This window comes from Arthrobacter sp. GW460-12-1-14-TSB2 (assembly GCF_059423525.1).
The window spans coordinates 56,941-75,095 of record NZ_JBWKYC010000012.1 but is presented as its reverse complement, the minus strand read 5'-3'; the positions used below and the strand labels follow the sequence as shown (position 1 = coordinate 75,095).

The window sequence follows — 18,155 nt, the reverse complement described above, 5'->3', positions numbered from 1 at the left end:
AGAGTTGATTTCATGCCGGTTGGTTTCTCCATGGCACCGGCCGGGACCGAACGTTCCCTCTCCTGAGATTTGTACCACTGGCCCCTGTTGTGTGGGACACTTCAATCCATTCAATGGAAGGGGAAATGTGGCCAACTCGGGCTCCGGGGACTCAGTGGTGGACCGCGTGGTCCGCGTCATCGCCGCCTTTCCGGAAGGCGTCAACGTCCTGCCGCTTTCCGAACTCGCGGCCCGGGCCGGGCTTCCGCTCACCACGGCTCACCGGCTGGTCAGGCAGCTGGCGGGACACGGGCTCCTGGATGTCGGGTCCGGCGGCTCGGTGCAGCTCGGGCTGCGGCTGTGGGAGCTGGTGAACCGCAATTCGCCCACACTGGAACTGCGCCGGGCTGCCATGCCGTTCATGGAGGACATCCAGCAAGTGCTCAACCAGAACGTGAACCTCGCCGTGCTGGACGGCTGGGAGGCCCTCTTCGTGGAGCGTCTGTCGCGGCGCGGCTCTGTGGCCAACCGGGCACAGGTGGCCGGCCGTATGCCGGTGCATGTGTCCTCCGCCGGACTGGTGCTGATGGCCAACCAGCCCCACGCGGTCCAGGCGGAATACCTGGCGGGCTTCACGGATCCTGCCGGCAGGCTGACGGTGGAAGAGCTCCGCATCCAGCTGGGGGAGGCCGCGCACCAGGGGTACGCCCAGCTGGCCGGCGTGGTGGATCCGGACACCTGGGGCATTGCCGTCCCGGTCATGAACCGCAAGAAGCGGACAGTGGCCGCGATCGGCGTCGTGGTTCCGTTGCGCGAGGTGCGCCTGCAGGCGCTGGTGCCGGCGCTGCAGACAGCCGCCCGGGGAATAGGGCGGCGCCTTGCTGAATCGCAAAGCCTTCCGGAGGGGCGGGACTAGACGGGCCCCGCAAATTCCATTCAACGGAATCCTTGTAACGCGGATCACTCGGCCGGGAGCACACTGTAGCCAGACGATCCAACAGGCCCCGGAAACCCCCGCCGGGCCCCGCAACGAAGCGAGGAAACACCATGGCAGCCCGAAAAGTCATCACCACCCAAGTGGCCATCCTGGGCGCCGGCCCGGCAGGACTGATGCTCTCCCATCTGCTCGCCAAGTCCGGCATCGAATCCACCGTCATCGAAATCCGCAGCCGGCAGGAAATCCAGGAGACGGTCCGCGCCGGCATCCTGGAGCATGGCACCGTGAACATGCTGGTGGACAGCGGCGTCTCGGACCGGGTGCTGCGGGACGGCGACCGGCACGACGGGATTGAGCTGCGCTTCAACGGCGAAAGCCACCGGATCGACTTCAAGGACCTGGTGGGGGAGTCGGTGTGGCTGTACCCGCAGACCGACGTGTTCATGGACCTGGCCGCACGGCGCGAGGCCGACGGCGGGGACGTCCGCTACAGCGTCACCGACACCACCATCCACGACATCGAGGGATCGCCGAAGGTCTGGTTCACGGACGCTGACGGCGTGGAATACGAGCTGCAGGCTGATTTCATTACCGGCGCGGACGGTTCGCGCAGCCACTGCCGCTTCCAGATCCCCGAGGCGGACCGCAAGTGGTATTTCCACGAATACCCCTTCGCCTGGTTCGGCATCCTGGCCGAAGCGCCCCGCAGCTCCGATGAGCTCATCTACGCCAACTCGGACAACGGCTTCGCCCTGATCAGCCAGCGGACAGAGACCGTCCAGCGGATGTACTTCCAGTGCGATCCCAACGAGGACGTCAACAATTGGAGCGAGGACCGCATCTGGGACGCCTTCCGCAGCCGGGTCAACGGCAACGGATTCGAGCTGAAGGAAGGCCCGGTCATCGACAAAATGGTGCTCAAGTTCCGCAGCTTCGTCCACGCCCCCATGCGCCACGGCAAGCTCTTCCTGGCCGGCGACGCCGCCCACACCGTGCCCCCCACCGGGGCCAAGGGGCTCAACCTTGCCATCCACGACGTCAAGGTCCTCTTCGAAGGCCTGGAAAGCTACTACAAGGGCGGTTCCACGGCACTGCTGGACGCCTACAGCGACCGCGCCCTGGAGCGCGTCTGGAAGGCCCAGCAGTTCTCCTACTGGATGACCTCCATGCTGCACACTCCGGTGGATGCCGATGACTTTTCCCGCGCACGCCAGCTGGGCGAACTCAACTCGGTGGTCTCATCCCGGCATGGCAGGGCGTACCTGGCCGAGGCCTACACCGGCTGGCCGTCTGCCTGACGGGTCTGCCTGACGGGTCCGCCGTAGACTCGGTGCATGTACGCCATCACCATCGTCGGCGGGGGCATTGCCGGGCTGGCACTGGCGGCGACCCTTGACCCGGATCGCTTCGACGTAACCGTGCACGAGCAGCGCAACGCCTTGCCGGCAGTGGAAACGTCCCTGGCTATGTGGCCCCAGGCCCAGCACGCCCTCGACTCCGTCGGGATCCTGCCGGAAATCCGGGCGGCAGGCTCCGCCTTCGAAGGCATGGCCCTGCGGGATGCTGCCGGGACAGCCTGGCTTCGAGCCGAGGTAGCCGGTGTCATCGGCGTTTCACGGGCGGACCTGCTTCGGCACCTGGACGCCGCCGTGCCGGATTCGGTAACCCGCGTGTTTGGGGCCGTGGCCTCGCTCCCCGACGGCGGCGTGCTGGTCGGGGCCGACGGCGTGCATAGCGTGGTTCGCAGGGCACGCTGGGGTCCGCGGTCCCGGGAGCGGCTCAGCCCCTACCTCGCGTTGCGCGGCGTCATCAACGAACCTGTGCCCGCCGACAGTGGCGGCGAATACTGGGGCCGCGGCGAATTGTTCGGCATCGCGCCGGCCTCCCGGCAGCGGACGTATTGGTACGCCTCCTACCGGTCAGACCTGGGGCCGGGCGGCATCGACGTCGAAGCGGCGCTGGACCACACCCGCCGTCGGTTTTCCGGAAAAGCGGCCGGAATCGTCAGTGTCCTGGCGGGGGCAACACCGGAGGGGACCCTCGCCCAGCGGATCTGGACCGTGCCGGCCCTGCGCAGCTACGTGCGGGGCGGCTCCGTGTTGGTGGGAGATGCCGCCCACGGCATGACGCCCAATCTTGGGCGTGGGGCCTGCGAGGCCCTGATTGACTCCGTCGCACTGGCGGAACTGCTCAACTCCCGGCCGCTTCCGGAGGCGCTCAAGGCATACAACAAACGGCGCGTGTTGCGCAGCCAGGCCTTGCGGGTGGCGTCGTCGGCAATGACCCGGCTCGTGCTCGCAGAATCCGCCCAGCCGCTCAGGGACAGGATTCTCAGCGTGGCCGGGCGGCTCAGCCGGTAAGCCCGCCGCTCGCCGTCGACACCTTGGCGCCCGCTGCCTCCGTCGCCGGTGAACCGACGGGCACCGCAGTGCCAGCATTGGCATCTGGTGTGCCGCGCTTGCCGCGCTTGGAGCCGCGGCGTCCGCCAGGCCGGCTGCCGGACCGCCCGTACACCAGGTACATGGTCAGCCCGGTGATGACCATCAGCAGCACTGTGTAAACAAAGGTGTTGGAAACGCCGTCGACGCCTTCTGCGCCGTCCGTGTTGGCCTTGATCACGAGGCCCAGGGGCTGGACCAGCGGGTGGGCCAGGAAGATGGCGGTGTCGTAGTCGTCCAGCATGCTGTTGAAGTTGAGGGCGGCAATGGCCGCCGCAGCGGGCAGCACCAGAGGCAGCAGGATGCGGCGGAACACATAGATCGTCTTCGCCCCCATGATCGTTGCCGCCTCTTCCAGAGAAGAATTAATCGACGCAAACGACGCCTTGAGCATCCTGAGCGTGAAGGGAATCTTGACCGTGACAAACGCGATCAGGAGGATGACTGTGGTTCCGGTAAGTACGGCGCCGCCGACCAGAGGGTTGGGGTGGTCGTAGCTGATGATCAATCCCAGTGCGAGCAAAGCCGACGGCAGGATCCAGGGGATGTGCAGCAGGTACTCGAAGAGGCCAGTCACCCAGTTTTTGTGTTTCTGAAGGATCCGCGCCACAAAGAGCAGGCCGCCCACAGCGATGGCCGCCGCCAGGGCGCTGTAGATAACGCTGACAATGAAAGGCCGCAAGCCCGCGGGCTGTGTCAGTACGCGCACGTAGTTGTCGATCGTAAGGCTGCCCGGCGAGAGCTGGCCGGTTTGGATAGCGGCGCCGTCCGCGAAGGAAAACAGCACAATCAGCACTACCGGGAGGGTGTAGACCGCGAACAGCAGGTAAGCGGCTGCGTGCACGGCAATGTTGGCTGCAGGATTGGTGATCCTCTGCTTCTGCAGAGCGGAGGAAACCTTGGACACCGAAAAGTAGGTCCCGCCCTTCTCCAGGCGGGACATCACAGCGAGCATCAGCATGGTCGCTACGCCCAGGATGACGGCTAGCAGGGCAGCCAGATCCCGTGATGTGGGGCTATTCGTGAAAGTAAGGATCATAGGCGTGATCGTCTGGAAGTCGCGTCCGCCGAGGACCTGCGGCGCGCTGAGTGCTCCCAGGCCGGTGAGGAAAGACAAGATGGTGACGGCAAAGAGCGTGGGCTTCAGCATGGGCAGCACAATGCGCCGAAGGATGGTCCAGGTGGAAGCGCCAAGGTTCCTGGCCGCTTCGATGGTCTGGTAATCGACGCCTTTGAGGGCGTTCGCGACGAAGAGCATGTGGTTGGTGGTGGTGGCGAAGGTCATGACCGCCAGCACGGCGAAGAATCCCGAAAACCAGTCGGGCTCCATGCCGGGAAAGATGTTCAGCAGGAAGGCGGTGACGATTCCCTTGTCGCCGTAAATGAACTTGTAGCCCGCCGCCAGCACGATGCCGCCGTAGATGAAGGTCGTGGCGTAGCCCAGGAACAGGATCCGGGAACCGCGGATCCTGAAGTAATGGGTCACGAGGACGATGAAGATGCCCACAACGTTCACGGTGATGGAAAGTGCCACGGCCAGCAGGAAGCTGTTGCCCAAGGATTTCATGGCCCGCTGGGACGATAGGAGTTTCTCCGCCGCCCGGCCCGAAAAGGTCCCGCCGGGGAAGAAGGTTTCGATCAGCACGTTCGCGTTGGGCCAGACGAGGAAGGCTGCGATGAACCACGTCAGGACCGTTCCCACGATGATGATGAACGGTGAACGGAGCATGGTCCTGGCGGGGGTGCTGCTCATCGGAGGGCCGCCGCCTGATCCCGGCCGGGCTGATCCTGCCCGGCCGGTGCGGCATCCTGCAGTGCGGCACCGGTGTCTGGATGGTACTGCAGCACATGACCCGGCTGGACATAGACGGTCGTCTCCGAACCCGCCTCGGGATGCACGCCGCCGTCCTCCTTGACCAGCAGCCGGATGTCGGCGCCATGGCTCCGAACGACATAGCGGCTGTGGAGGCCGTGATAGGTCCGGGACACCACGGTTCCGGTGAGCCCCACGGCTGTGCCGCCGGCGCCTGTGCTGCCGTCTGCGGGGCGGGTCAGTGACGCCTTTTCCACCCGCAGGTAGGAGTTGGCTGTCACACTGAGACCTGCACCCGCGAGCCGGTTCATTTCAGCTACGAACTCCGCGGTCAGGGGAGAACTGTCGCCAATGAAGTTGCACACGAATTCCGTGGCTGCCCTGTCGTAGATGTCCTGGGGAGTGCCCACCTGCTCCACGACGCCCTTGTTGAAGACGGCGACGCGGTCGCTCATGGCCAGGGCCTCGTCCTGGTCGTGGGTCACGTAGACAGTGGTGATTCCGAACTCGGACTGCAGGTCCTTGAGCTGCTGCCGGAGCTGGTGCCGGAGCTTGGCATCCAGATTGGAAAGCGGCTCGTCGAGCAGCAGGATCTTGGGGCGCAGCACCAGCGCTCGGGCAACTGCCACCCGCTGCTGCTGGCCGCCGGAAAGCTCTGCCACGTTCTTGTCCAGCTGTTCGTCGCTGAGCTCCACCCGGCGCGCAATATCGCGCACCAGGCGGTCGCTCTCGGCGGACTTCTCTTTCCGGACGCGCAGGCCGAAGGCGATGTTGTCCCGGACGCTCATGCTGGGGAACAAAGCGTAGTTCTGGAACACCATCCCCACCTGGCGCTTGTCGCTGGGGAGGCGCGTGACGTTTTTCCCGTCAACGTGGACGGTTCCCGAGGAGGGTTCTATGAATCCGGCCAACGTCCGAAGCGCCGTCGTTTTGCCGCAGCCCGACGGGCCCAACAGCGTGAAGAATTCACCGGGTTGGACGTGGAGGTCCAGGTGCGGGATGGCAATGAAATCGCCGAAGGAAACTTCGATGTTGTCCAAGCGGATCATGGGGAACCTGTCTGGTGGGACTGCAGAAGCGGGAGGCTGGGCAGGGGCTACGTCATGTATTCGAGCTCAATCTTTTCCACCCAGGCGCCCATGTTTTCCTGGACGAAGTTCCAGTCGATGTCCTGCTGCTTCAGCCCGTCGAAGAACTCGACCACCTCCGGCTTGGCCTTGGCGGCGGCACTCTTGTTCACCGGCATTGAATTGAACTGCTGCGCCCACTCACCCTGGACGTCGGCGCTGCCGAACCAGTCGATGAACTTCTGAGCCTGCTCCTTCTTGTCAGTGCCCTTCACCAGGGCGACCTGCTCCACCGCGAGGGGGACGCCGACGGACGGCACCACGGTTTCGACATTGACTTTGAAGGACTTCTCCCGTTCCGCCACGATCGAGGACGGCATCTGTCCCATGTCCACATCCCCTGACGCGATGCGGGCGAAGAGGTCGGTTTTCGCGACGGCGGGGCTGCCGTTCTTGAAATACTGCTCCACCTGCTTCCAGCCCTCATCCGAGATGCCCAGATCGCCGGAATCGTCCTTGTACCGCGAAAGAATGCCGGCGAACACCAGTTGCGCCGTGGCCGTACCCAGACCCGTGACCCGCTCATAGCGAGTCTTGAATTCGTCCTTGGACCACAGGTCAGTCCAGTCCTTCGGTGCCTGCTCCGGGGTGATCTTGTCCGAGTTGTAACCGAGCAGGATGGCCTGCTTCACCAGCGGCCAGTAGGCCTTGTCGTCGTCGCTGTCGGCGAGCGAGGCGTCGACTTCGCCCGCCCAGGCAGGCTCATAGGCCTCGATGGCGCCGGCTGATTTCACCTGGGCGAAATACATGTTGTTGAGGCCGAAGGCCACGTCGGCAATGGGGTTGTTCTTCTCGGCGATCAACTTATTGGTGGCATCGGCGCCGCCGGCGCCCACAATCTCAATCTTGAAGCCGGCGTCCGCCGCCTTTTTTGTCAGCCAGTCTCCGCGGCCCTCTCCGTTGGAGTTGGTGTACACCACCAGGGTCTCGCCTGATGCCCCGGCGGCGGATGAACTTCCCGTTGCTTCGGGCGCTGCGGCGCCGGCACCGCAGCCGGCCAGGAGGGTGACGGCGACGGCGGCGGCAGCCATTGTTTTAAGTTTGTGCACGATTGAGACCCATTTCTGAACTGGAACCGGAGCATTGTCCGGCAAGCCTATAGCGGCTCATGCCGATTAAGGCCGTTTATAGCTATCGATTCGATAAACTACCCGGCCCCGGCGTTCGAGTCTGGTCCAAGCGCCCCAACGGCGTGCGCCCGTGGCTTTAACGTGCGGTGAACTTCCGGCGTCTCAGGATGGGGGCGGGGTCAGTCCTGCTCCAGGGTCTCCGTCAGGTGGTGCGTGGGGATGCGGTCGCGGTCGTAGGTGATCTCGGTATAGCCGTGCGGTTCAGGCTTGCCTTGCTGGTTGAGGTTTACGAACACGATTTCCTCGATGGTGAGGATGCTCTGCCGGGTGATCATGTTCCGCACCTCGGCGCGCATGGTCAGGGACGTCCGGCCGAACCGGGTGGCAGTCAGCCCCATCTCAATGAGGTCCCCCTGGACCGCTGAGCTGACGAAGTTGATTTCAGAAATGTATTTGGTGACGGCCCGGCCGTTGCCGAGCTGCAGGATGGCGTAAATGGCCGCTTCCTCATCGATCCACTTCAGCAGGCTCCCGCCGAACAGCGTGCCGTTGGCGTTGAGGTCTTCAGGACGCACCCATTTGCGCGTGCGGAAAGTAATGTCTGCCGATTCCATAATGCGAGATTAGCCGACGGCGGGCCGCCAGCCGCAGTGTGACGGTCCGCCAGGGGACGACGGCGGCCGGCTCCTTCCGCCGTCAGGCCATGGCAGTGTGGGCGGCGCTGTGCGAATCGATCGTCTTGGCGTAGCAGTAGGAGTGCTCAACCCCGATGTAGGGCCCGAAGTTAGGCACTTCGTCGAATCCGCAGCTCTGGTAGAAGTTCCTGCCGTCCGGCTGCGCCGAGCCCGCCTCGGCGGTGATCGATGTGACGCCCATGCCGTAGGCGTGCGCTTCCAGTGCGGCGAGGATGGAGCTCGCCACACCCGAACCCCGCGTGTAGGGCAGGACGTACAGCCGCTTGATCTCCGCCGTCGTGGAGTCCAGCATCCTCAGGCCGCCGCAGCCCACCGGCTGCCCTGAGCTTTTTTCGTAGGCCACCAGGAATACGGCCGTGTCCACTTCCGACGGCGGCGGGCCGGGTTCGTGGTCCTTCGTGCCGAAGCGGGCGTCCAGTTCTGCCTGCTGTGCCGCACGCAGGTCGGCGCCCACGGGGTTGGCCCAAGTGACCTGCCGGATGTTGAGACGGGGGTTGGTCTGCATCGCTGCCTCGATTCGCCGAAGGGTTATGCAAAATAAGCCTAAGAGGGGGCGGTTTCCGCGGTGTTTCCTGCGGGTAAGCGTCCGGAGAACTGTGGATTCACGGACGGCTGCCGGACCTAGCGGCGCACCAGCGTCCTCAGCAGCTTGAGCGCCACGGAAATGGAAGCGATATCCACGTTGCCCGGCCTGGTTACCTCGGCGAACGTGTCCTTGATCCGTCCCAGCTGCTCCTGGTGCCCGCGTTCCCACGCCACGATGCGCTCGACGGCGTCAGAACCGCCGGCGTCGGGAACCTGCGTTGTCTCCATCACCGAAACAGTCATGTCCGCCACGGCCGAATACACGTCATCGCGCAGGGCTGCGCGCGCCAGTGCCTCCCATTTGCTCTGCCGCGGCAGGTCGGTGATCCTGAGCAGCAGGTTAGCGGCGCCGATCCGCTGGAACACCGCGTAGTAGACGTCGGCGATGGTGTCGATCGGTTCGTGCACCTGTTCGGAAACCAGGGAAATGTCCAGCAGCCCGAAGCTCTCCAGCAGGTCCGAGGCGCGCAGGCCAAGCTCCCGGGGCATCCCCACGGCGTCCCAGTGGGCGAGCCGTTCCTGCACCCTGTCCAGATCGGAGCCGCGTAGGTAGTCCACGGTTCGGGTGCGCAGCGCTTCCAGGGTAGGCAGGATCCGTCCCAGCGCTTCGGCAACGGGCTGATCCCGGTGGTCGTGCGTGACGTACCACCGGGTCGCGCGATCCAGGATCCTGCGCATGTGCAGGGTCGCTTCGGCGGCGTGTTCACTGGGATACCCGGCAGGGAGCGCGGCCAGCCGGTTGACGATCCACGGCAGGTCGTAGGCCTCCCGTGCCACGACGAAGGCCCTGGCCACGGCTGCGGCCTGGGCTGTGGTTTCTTCGATGGCGCGGAACGCGAACGTGATTCCGCCGAGGTTGACCATGTCGTTGGCCACAACGGTGCAGACGATCTGGCGGTGCAGCGGGTGCGTTTCCAGCTCCGCCTCGAACCGTTCGGACAGCTGGCGCGGAAAATAGCTTCTTAGGACGCGCCGGAACCACGGGTCCTCGGCGAGGTCGCTGGCATTGAGCTCCGCCGCCAGCTCGATCTTGGCGTAGGCGGCCAGCACCGCCAGTTCCGGCGAGGTCAGGGTCTTTCCTGACCGCAGCCGCTCCTCGAGTTGCTCGTTGCTTGGCAAGCCCTCCAGGCGGCGGTCCAGATCCGTGGCGTTCTCGAGCCAGTCCATTGTCCGTTCGAAGCCCGGGCTCCACTCGCGCACCAGGTGCCTGTCGTTGAAGAGCAGGACGTTCTGGTCGGTGTTGTTGGCGAGCACAAGGCGGGCCACTTCGTCGGTGAGGGAATGCAGGAAGGCTGCGCGTTCCGGTACTGCCATCTTTCCCGCGGCGATCATCCGGTCCACGAAGATCTTGATGTTCACTTCGTGGTCCGAGCAGTCCACTCCGGCCGAGTTGTCGATCGCGTCGGTGTTCAGCAGGACGCCGGAAAGTGCGGCCTCAATCCGCCCGAGCTGCGTGATTCCCAAGTTCCCGCCCTCGGCGATGACTTTCGCCCTCACCTCATTGCCGTTGATCCTGATGGGGTCGTTGGCCTTGTCGCCTACCTCCGTGTTGCCCTCGGAGGAGGCCTTGACATAGGTTCCGATGCCGCCGTTGTAGAGCAGGTCCACCGGTGCCCGGAGGATGGCCTGCAGGAGTGCATGGGGTGACAGTGAGCGGGTGCCCTGGGCCAGGCCGAGTGAGCTCCGGACCTGTTCCGTGATGCTGATGGCCTTGACCCGGCGGGAATGTACCCCGCCGCCTTCGCTGATGAGCGCCGGATCGTAGTCCACCCAGGAAGAACGCGGAAGGGCAAAGAGCCGCCGGCGTTCCTCGAGCGAGGCCTCTGCATCGGGGTCCGGGTCGAGGAAGATGTGCCGGTGGTCGAAGGCGGCCACCAGGCGGATGTGTCGGGAGAGGAGCATCCCGTTGCCAAAGACGTCGCCGCTCATATCGCCGATGCCGACGACTGTGAAGTCCTCCTCCTGGCAGTCCACGCCCAGCTTGCGGAAGTGGTGTTTCACCGATTCCCAGGCCCCGCGGGCCGTGATGCCCATCTGCTTGTGGTCGTATCCCACGGACCCGCCGGAGGCGAAGGCATCGCCCAGCCAGAAGCCGTATTCCCCGGCCACTGCGTTCGCAGCGTCGGAAAATGACGCTGTTCCCTTGTCCGCCGCCACCACAAGGTAGTAATCGTCGACGTCGTGACGCACCACCCGCTCCGGCGGCACCACTGTTTCGCCGTGCGCTGTCGCAACCAGATTGTCGGTGAGATCCAGCAGCCCGCGGACGAAGATCCGGTAGCATTCCAGGCCCTCGGTCAGCCAGGCTTCGCGGTCCGCGGACGGGTCCGGCAGCTGCTTGGGGTAGAAACCGCCCTTGGCGCCGGTGGGCACGATCACCGAGTTCTTCACGTTCTGCGCCTTGACCAGGCCCAGGACCTCGGTGCGGAAGTCCTCGCTTCGGTCCGACCACCGCAGCCCGCCGCGGGCCAGTGGCCCGAAGCGCAGGTGGACGCCTTCCACCCGGGGCGAATATACCCAGATTTCGTACTTGGGGCGGGGAAACGGTGCGTTCGCGATGGCGGCAGGGTTCAGCTTGAAGCCCAGATGGGGTTTCCCCTGGAAGTAGTTGGTCCGCACCGTGGATTCCACCAGGTTCATGAAGGTGCGCAGCAACCGGTCGGCGTCCAGGACGGGAATGTCCTCGATCGCCGCCAGCAGGTCTTTCCGGACTGCGTCGGTATCACGGAACCGGCCAGGCACGTCCAGGTCCGGATCGAACTTTGCCTGGAACAGAGCCAGCAGCCCGTGGGTTGCCCGGACGTTGGCCAGGAGGGTATCGGCCATGAAGCCGTATGAGTTGGTGGTGCCCAATTGCTGGAGGTACTTGGCATAGCTGCGCAGGATGGCCGCCTGACGCCATTCGATGCCTTCGCGGAGCACGAGGCCGTCAAACCGGTCCGATTCCGAGTCCCCGCGCATCGCCGCCCTAAAAGCGTCAGCCAGCAGCCCGCTGGTCCCGGCCGGATCCACGCCGGCGGGGTACCGGACGCCAAGGTCATAAAGGAACAACGGCCGGCTGTTCCCGCGCATCACGTCGAAGGGCCGCTGGTTCAGCACCTCCAAACCGAGGTTGTGGAAGAACGGCAGGATGCGCGTCAGGCTGTGGGCACTGGTCAGGTAAAGCCGGATCCGTGCGTCTTCGGCCAGCGTCGGGGAAGCGCCGGTCCGGACGTAAACGGCCAGCTGGGGGTCGTCCAGCGGCCGTCCGCCGGCGCCGTCGAGATCGAACTGCTCAAACCGCCGGATGTCCTCCACGGCATCCTCGACCTCGAAATCCGCCCGGTAGCTGGCCGGGAACGCGGCCGACCACAGCGCCGACAGCCGGCTGGCCTCGGCGGACGGCAACCTGTCACGGAGCGTTTCATCCAGGCCTTCGGCCCAGGTCCGCGTTGCGTTGACAACGCTCCGCTCCAGTAAGCCCGGATCGACGTCGGACATGCCGCTGGCAGGCAGGAGTATCCGGAAGAACACGCGCGCCATGGGGGATTCGCTCAACCGTACTTCGAATTCGAGCGATGAGGACCCGAAAGCGTGCTTGAGTTCCTGTTCGATGCGGAGCCGGACGGCGGTGCTGTACCTGTGCCGGGGGAGGAACACCAGGGCCGACACAAAGCGGCCGTAGGTGTCGGGGCGCAGGAACACGCGTGTCTGGTGATGCGCCTGCAGGAGCAGGATCTCGCGGGAGAGCCTGGCCAGTTCGTCCACGTCCAGGTGGAACAGCTCATCCAGCGGGAACGACTCAAGGACCGCCAGCAGCTGCCTGCCCGGATGGGAAGCCTCGGTGAAGCCGAACCGTTCCTGGACAGCAAGGACCTTGTCCCGGATCATCGGGATGCGCCGCACGGAGCGGCCCGTGGCGCCCGGGGCGAACAGGCCCACAAACCGCACCTCGCCTGTCGCAGTCCCTGCCGTGTCGAAGGTCCGAAGGAGGATCTCGTCCAGATAGGCCGGGCGGGGGACGGATGATCTCAGGTCGGAGGTGGCGATTGTCAGAACCTGCGAATGGGGGAGGCCGGTGACTGGCTGGAAGGCTTCCGGCCGGCCGTCCCTGAGCAGGCCCAGCCCCGTGCCGGGCCGCAGCCTGACGCTATCCGGGCCGCCCGCCGTCGGGTACTCATACTCGCTGTATCCCAAAAACATGAAGTTGCCACGGTCCAGCCAGGTCAGGAGTTCCCCGAGCTGCTCAGGTGTCGGCACCATGCCGGCAGGCAATCGGTCCAGGGAACTGACGGCCCGCGCCAGCCTGGTGTGGATCGCTGGCGTGTCATCGGCGACCAATTGAACGTCAGCCAGAACACGCCGCACGTTGCCGATGAGCTCCGCGATTGCCCGCGGCCCCGCCAGGCGGCCTATCTCCGCCGCCACCCACGTCTCGGCCGACCACCCCTGCCGGTCCCAGGCGGTGTGCGCTGCCGCGGTGCCGGTGGACGCGGCGCCGGCGACACTACCCGTCGCTCCGGTCGCCGGCGGCCCGTGACGTACTTCGACCAACCGGGCCGTTTGCGGATCCCGCCGCACCAGGAAATTGGGGTGCACCAGCAAGCGGATGGATTCATCCTGGCGGGTCAGCTCCGCGGTGAGCGAATGGAGCAGGTGGGGTATTGCGTCGGCAACCACGAGCAGGACACTCGCGTCGCTTTCGTTCAGGATGTCGACGGCCGCCGTCCCTGCAGGACGGATGTCCGCCAGCTTCGCATGGCGCCGGGCCCGCTGTTCCAGGTTTTCGGAACTGTAACCTTGGAGATCCTCCGGCGCTACGTGCTCGTAATAGGCCGCGAGGAACTGTTCGTCGACGCCGAACAGACCGCCGGCGGGGGCGTGCTCGGGGTGTACCGCCTTGCGTGACATGCCACTGCGCCTCCACTGCGCGGGAGCAACCGCACGCCGCGGCCGACCATCCTGTCCCCACGCCTGCTTTCATCATGAACGCGTTCGGGGGAGCAGTCCAGTGCCTGCGGGCAGTGTGGTGGTCAGGCAGGTCCGCCGGCGGGGTCCTCTGCTGTGGGGTCGGCCAGAGCCAGGCCGCCCACCGGACTGTCGTCCCAGTGGATGAGCTCCCAGCCGCTGTCGGGGTCCCCCTCCAGCGCCACAATGCCGGTGTTATCCAGGACGTGCCTGGCAGCAAAGTCCGGTTCGATGTTGCCGGCCCGCAGGCCGGCCCACACCCGGATGGCTGCACCGTGGCTGACCACGGCCACCGACGAGGAATCCCCGAGGCCATTTGCCCGGTCGGCGACTTGTGCGATTGCGGCGTCATAGCGGTCGAAGAAGTCCCGGCCGCTGGGGCCGTCGGGCATCCTGCGGTCCAGGTCGCCGTCGGCCCAGGAAAATATGGTTCCCAGGTACCGCTTGTGCGATTCGTGGTCCGTCTGCTTTTCCAGCGCTCCGGCCTCGATCTCGTGGATGCCCTCGATCACCTCGGCCTCGAGGCCCTGCAGCCGCGCCAGGGGAGCAGCCGTGATCTGTGTACGGATCAGAGTGGAGGCATAGAGGGCCTGGATCGGCTCATTCACCAGGGCACGCGACAGCGCCTCGGCCTGGCGCTCGCCCAGTTCCGTGAGGCCCGGCCCCGGGTGTGCGGTATCCAGCTGGCCCAGCACGTTCCCGGGGGTCTGGCCGTGCCGGATCAGCAGAAGCCTCATTTGAGGTGGTCCACCAGCTCGGTGGCGATGCCGGTGTACTTTCCGGGCGTCAGGGCAAGCAGCCGCGCTTCGGCGTCGGGGGACAGGCCCAGCCCCTGTACGAATTCCTGCATCCGGGCGGCATCCACGCGCTGTCCGCGGGTGAGGTCCTTGAGCCGTTCGTAGGGGTTTTCCATCCCTTCGACGCCGGCAATCGCTTCGGCGCGCATCACCATCTGGATCGCCTCACCCAGCACTTCCCAGTTGGTGTCGAGGTCGGCGGCCAGGACGTCCTCGGCCACATCCAGGCGCTCCAGGCCCTTGACCACGTTGGAGATGGCCAGCAGGGAGTGCCCGAACGCCACGCCGATGTTGCGCTGGCTCGAGGAATCGGTGAGGTCGCGCTGCCAGCGCGAGGTGACCAGGGTGGAGCCGAGAACATCAAGCAGGCCTGAGGAGATCTCCAGGTTGGCCTCGGCGTTCTCGAAACGGATCGGGTTGACCTTGTGCGGCATGGTGGAGGAACCCGTGGCGCCCGCCACCGGAATCTGAGCGAAGTAGCCGATGGAGATGTAGCTCCAGATGTCTGTGCACACGTTGTGCAGGATCCGGTTGAAACGCGCGACGTCGGCGTACAGCTCCGCCTGCCAGTCGTGGCTTTCGATCTGGGTGGTCAGCGGGTTCCAGGTCAGGCCCAGGCCCTCGACGAACGACTTCGCAACCTGCTGCCAGTCTGCGCCCGGCACGGAGGCCACGTGCGCCGCGTAGGTGCCGGTGGCACCGTTGATTTTGCCCAGGTACTCGGTCTTGGCGACACGGTCCAGCTGGCGGGTCAGGCGGTGTGCAATGACGGCCAGTTCCTTGCCCAGTGTGGTGGGCGTGGCCGGCTGGCCATGCGTGCGGGAGAGCATGGGCACGCTGCGGTTGTCGTCAGCCATCTTGCTGATCTGGGCCACAAGGGCCCTGGCGGCGGGCAGCCACACGTCCTCCACAGCCCCCTTGACACCCAAGGCGTAGGAGAGGTTGTTGATGTCTTCGGACGTGCAGCCGAAGTGCACCATGGCGGTCAGCCGCTCAATGCCGATGGCCGGGAGCCTGCGGCCGATGTAGTACTCCACAGCCTTGACGTCGTGCACCGTCACGGCCTCGATTTCGGCCAGCTCGGTGACCGAAGCCGAATCGAATTCGGTGACGATCGCGCGGAGCTGGTCCTGCTGTTCAGCCGTCAGCGGACCGGCGCCCGGCAGCACGTTGTTGCCGGTCAGGTGGATGAGCCATTCAACTTCCACGGCCACGCGGTCGCGGTTCAGGGCCGCCTCGGACAGGTAATCCACCAATGGCGCTACGGCGGACTGGTACCGGCCGTCCAGCGGGCCGAGGGCAATCTTGTCCGGCGACGCGGCGAGGGCCAGGCGTCCGGAAGGCGTACGGGTGTCAGCTGTGGCGGCAGTTTCAGGCATGTGCTGATTGTTTCACGAAGTCGCGCCGCCCCTTAAGCGCGGAGTCCGTATGACTTCTCCTCCCCAGGCCCGGGGTTCCGGGGTGTCCCCCGTTTTCCACATAGTCGACGTCGGCGGTACCAGGCCCTTGGGCCGCTCCGTAGCGTCGTCATCACCGACCATGCAGAACAACAAAGTCAGGGGAGCTGGAATGAGCGGCAGCATCACCGCAGCGGATGCCAACATGTGCGGATCGCGGAGCTTCGAAGTGCAGCAGCTGGCATGGCGGGTCGCCAACTTCGCCCACAGCCTCGATACGTCGATGGTCAGGTTCCGCCACGTGCAGCTGGCTGAGTGGCAGTCCCCGGCCGGACAGGCGTACCGCACGGCCATCTCGCTGCAGGCAGCCGCGCTGGACCGGGCACGGGAGCGGCTGATGGCGGCTTACGAAGCCGTGCTTCGCCACTCACAGCAGGTCCCTGTCTCGTCCCAGCGGACTCCCGGGGGCGGGTACTGATGGCGGAGGCCACACCCTCCGGAAGCGGCGGACCGCTGGGGCCGCTGGAACCGGCCACCGACGGGAGCATGCGGATCCGCGGCGGTGTGGGCGGAATCCGCTTCCAGCTGGAGGAGCTCATGGCCGGTGTGTCCGAGCTGGACGGCATGGCTGAAGAACTCGCCGCCGTCGAAATCGGCGTCCGCCGGATCTGGGAAGAGCTGTGTCCCTACCAGTACGATCCACGGCCCAGCGGCACGGCGGCACTCATCGCAGTGGGTGAAGGCGGTCAATCGGTGCGCGCCGTCAGGGAAGGACTCCAGCACCTCAGCGACCAGGTCCGCGCAAGCCACCGCGACTATGAAAGGGCGGAGTCGCTGGCCGCCGCCGGGATCCGCCTGCCGGAGGACGGCTGGGGCTTCCTGCCTTTGTTGTTCGTGGATCTGACCCAGGCCAACTACCCCAGCCGTGACGCGGCCGAGGCCGTCGCGCTGCAGGCATCGATCATGCTGCTGGGCACGATTGCACCGAAAGAGGACCTCGCCAGGGCACTGGCCGCAGAGGTGGCTGCCGGGCGGCATATTTCAGCCTCGGGTGCCTTCGTTCGCAGGTTGACGGAGAACTACTTTCCGTGGTTGAAGCCCCGGCCGGTTACTGCGGTAGAGGAACTGACGCGCGACGTCGACGTCGATACCTCCCCAGCCGCGCTGCTTGCCCGGCTCCGTGAGCTGGACGCTGACGGGCACGGGACAATCGAAGTGGTCCAGGTCGGGAACGGCGGGCACAAGGCATTCATTGTCATCGTCCCCGGCACACAACGCACTGATCCGCCCGGGGGAGTGAACCCGCTGGATGAGGCAGGAATTGTGGAGGCGCTGGGATACGGCTCGGAGCAGCTCAATGCCGCCGTCACCTCGGCGTTGCACCAGACCGGAGCCTCCAAGGGCGACCAAGTGGTCGCTGTCGGCTACAGCCAAGGCGGGGTGCATGCCATGAACCTCAGCAGCGACAAGGCGTTCCTCGCCGAATTCGACCTGAAGTATGTCCTCACGGCCGGATCGCCGGTGGGCGGAATTACCCCCGAAACCGGAATCACGTCCCTGCATATGGAACACCGCCAGGACTGGGTCCCCGGCAGCGACGGAATTCCGAATCCGGACACCCGGGACAGGGTCACCGTTACGTTGACGGACCGGGTGGTCACCCCGGACGGGAAAGACCCCGGGCTCGGGCCCGGCCATAGTCTTGAAAATTACGAGGCAGGGGCCAGGGCGGTGTCCGCCAGTGAAGACCCCTCTTTGGTCGCAAACACTGCGGTCCTGGCCGGAGTCCTCGGCGTCGGCGGCGCAGGGACAGCCACGCGTTTCGCCGTAAACCGGGAGCCCCGGGTTACGTCTGCCCGCCAGCCGGATCGGCCGCCATTGGGCGCTGCCAAGTGGGTTGCACGCTAGCTGCACCAGCCCGCTTAGCGGCGGACGCCCGTGATCCTGCCAGCCACGAGGGAGACCAGCGTGATGATGATGGCCGCCAGAACCGCCGTCCAGAAGAAGGAGTCGATGGTGAAGTGGACGGGGGTGTAGCTGCTGAGCCAGGAGGTCAGGTACAGCATGGCGGCGTTGATGACGATCGTGAACAGCCCCAGCGTGAGGATGGTGATCGGCAGGGACAGCAGGCTGACGATCGGCCGTACCAACGCATTGACCAGGCCGAAGATCAGGCCGATGAACAGGTAGGCGAGAATGATGCCCAGCGGGTCGGTTCCCTGCGTGACGCCGCCTTGGGCAACGGCTTCGGTCGTTGCGGTGGTGGAGATGTCCAGGCCGGGCAGGATCCAGCTGGCAATCCAGAGGGCAAGGCCATTGATGAGAACCCGCACGATGAAAGAGAACATGGGCTCATGCTTTCACACGGCG

General features: G+C 65.5%; 14 protein-coding genes. 5 read left to right on the top strand and 9 right to left on the bottom strand.

Annotated elements, in window-relative coordinates:
- Window positions 1-127: 127 nt before the first annotated feature.
- The 3 genes from AC07YR_RS14910 to AC07YR_RS14900 all read left to right on the top strand — a co-directional run bounded on the left by AC07YR_RS14910 (window position 128) and on the right by AC07YR_RS14900 (window position 3,276).
- On the top strand, window positions 128-895 hold the full coding sequence (locus AC07YR_RS14910; protein WP_494734432.1) for an IclR family transcriptional regulator: 768 nt from the start codon (window positions 128-130) through the stop codon (window positions 893-895).
- Between the two features lie 131 nt (window positions 896-1,026).
- Window positions 1,027-2,214 carry a 4-hydroxybenzoate 3-monooxygenase gene (locus tag AC07YR_RS14905; RefSeq protein WP_055799935.1) on the top strand — a complete coding sequence of 396 codons (1,188 nt, stop codon included), beginning with the start codon at window positions 1,027-1,029 and terminating at the stop codon, window positions 2,212-2,214.
- Between the two features lie 36 nt (window positions 2,215-2,250).
- Complete coding sequence (locus AC07YR_RS14900; protein WP_494734431.1) at window positions 2,251-3,276, top strand: FAD-dependent monooxygenase; 1,026 nt, start codon at window positions 2,251-2,253, stop codon at window positions 3,274-3,276.
- Here the strand turns inward: AC07YR_RS14900 and AC07YR_RS14895 are convergent.
- The 8 genes from AC07YR_RS14895 to purB form a co-directional block, all read right to left on the bottom strand.
- On the bottom strand, window positions 3,266-5,107 hold the full coding sequence (locus AC07YR_RS14895) for an ABC transporter permease (protein WP_494734430.1): 1,842 nt from the start codon (window positions 5,105-5,107) through the stop codon (window positions 3,266-3,268). The two genes, AC07YR_RS14900 and AC07YR_RS14895, sit on opposite strands and share 11 nt — an antisense overlap.
- Window positions 5,104-6,216: an ABC transporter ATP-binding protein gene (locus tag AC07YR_RS14890; RefSeq protein ID WP_494734429.1), complete on the bottom strand. Its 1,113-nt coding sequence runs from the start codon at window positions 6,214-6,216 to the stop codon at window positions 5,104-5,106. Before AC07YR_RS14890 ends, AC07YR_RS14895 begins: the two co-directional genes overlap by 4 nt.
- 47 nt (window positions 6,217-6,263) lie before the next feature.
- Complete coding sequence (locus AC07YR_RS14885) at window positions 6,264-7,325, bottom strand: extracellular solute-binding protein (RefSeq protein ID WP_442854032.1); 1,062 nt, start codon at window positions 7,323-7,325, stop codon at window positions 6,264-6,266.
- Window positions 7,326-7,543: 218 nt separating this feature from the next.
- Window positions 7,544-7,978, bottom strand: coding sequence for an acyl-CoA thioesterase (locus tag AC07YR_RS14880; RefSeq protein ID WP_082506761.1), 435 nt, complete (start codon window positions 7,976-7,978; stop codon window positions 7,544-7,546).
- Window positions 7,979-8,060: 82 nt separating this feature from the next.
- A complete protein-coding gene (locus tag AC07YR_RS14875) occupies window positions 8,061-8,564 on the bottom strand; it encodes a GNAT family N-acetyltransferase (protein WP_055799926.1) in 504 nt (167 codons plus the stop codon).
- A 116-nt stretch (window positions 8,565-8,680) separates the two neighbouring features.
- A complete protein-coding gene (locus AC07YR_RS14870; RefSeq protein WP_494734428.1) occupies window positions 8,681-13,534 on the bottom strand; it encodes an NAD-glutamate dehydrogenase in 4,854 nt (1,617 codons plus the stop codon).
- 122 nt (window positions 13,535-13,656) lie between these two features.
- On the bottom strand, window positions 13,657-14,328 hold the full coding sequence (locus AC07YR_RS14865) for a histidine phosphatase family protein (RefSeq protein ID WP_436059138.1): 672 nt from the start codon (window positions 14,326-14,328) through the stop codon (window positions 13,657-13,659).
- On the bottom strand, window positions 14,325-15,767 hold the full coding sequence (gene purB / locus AC07YR_RS14860) for an adenylosuccinate lyase (RefSeq protein ID WP_494734427.1): 1,443 nt from the start codon (window positions 15,765-15,767) through the stop codon (window positions 14,325-14,327). The genes AC07YR_RS14865 and purB overlap by 4 nt, the downstream gene beginning before the upstream one ends.
- Before the next feature lie 190 nt (window positions 15,768-15,957).
- Between purB and AC07YR_RS14855 the strand changes: the two genes are divergently transcribed.
- The gene (locus AC07YR_RS14855) at window positions 15,958-16,263 is read left to right on the top strand and encodes a hypothetical protein (protein ID WP_494734426.1); all 306 of its coding nucleotides are present in this window, start codon (window positions 15,958-15,960) and stop codon (window positions 16,261-16,263) included.
- Entirely contained in the window at window positions 16,263-17,693 is a 1,431-nt protein-coding gene (locus AC07YR_RS14850; RefSeq protein WP_494734425.1) for an alpha/beta hydrolase family protein, read from the top strand. The genes AC07YR_RS14855 and AC07YR_RS14850 overlap by 1 nt, the downstream gene beginning before the upstream one ends.
- 14 nt (window positions 17,694-17,707) lie before the next feature.
- On the opposite strand, the gene AC07YR_RS14845 is transcribed toward AC07YR_RS14850, so the two are convergent.
- Window positions 17,708-18,133, bottom strand: coding sequence for a phage holin family protein (locus AC07YR_RS14845; protein WP_028271454.1), 426 nt, complete (start codon window positions 18,131-18,133; stop codon window positions 17,708-17,710).
- Window positions 18,134-18,155: the final 22 nt, after the last annotated feature.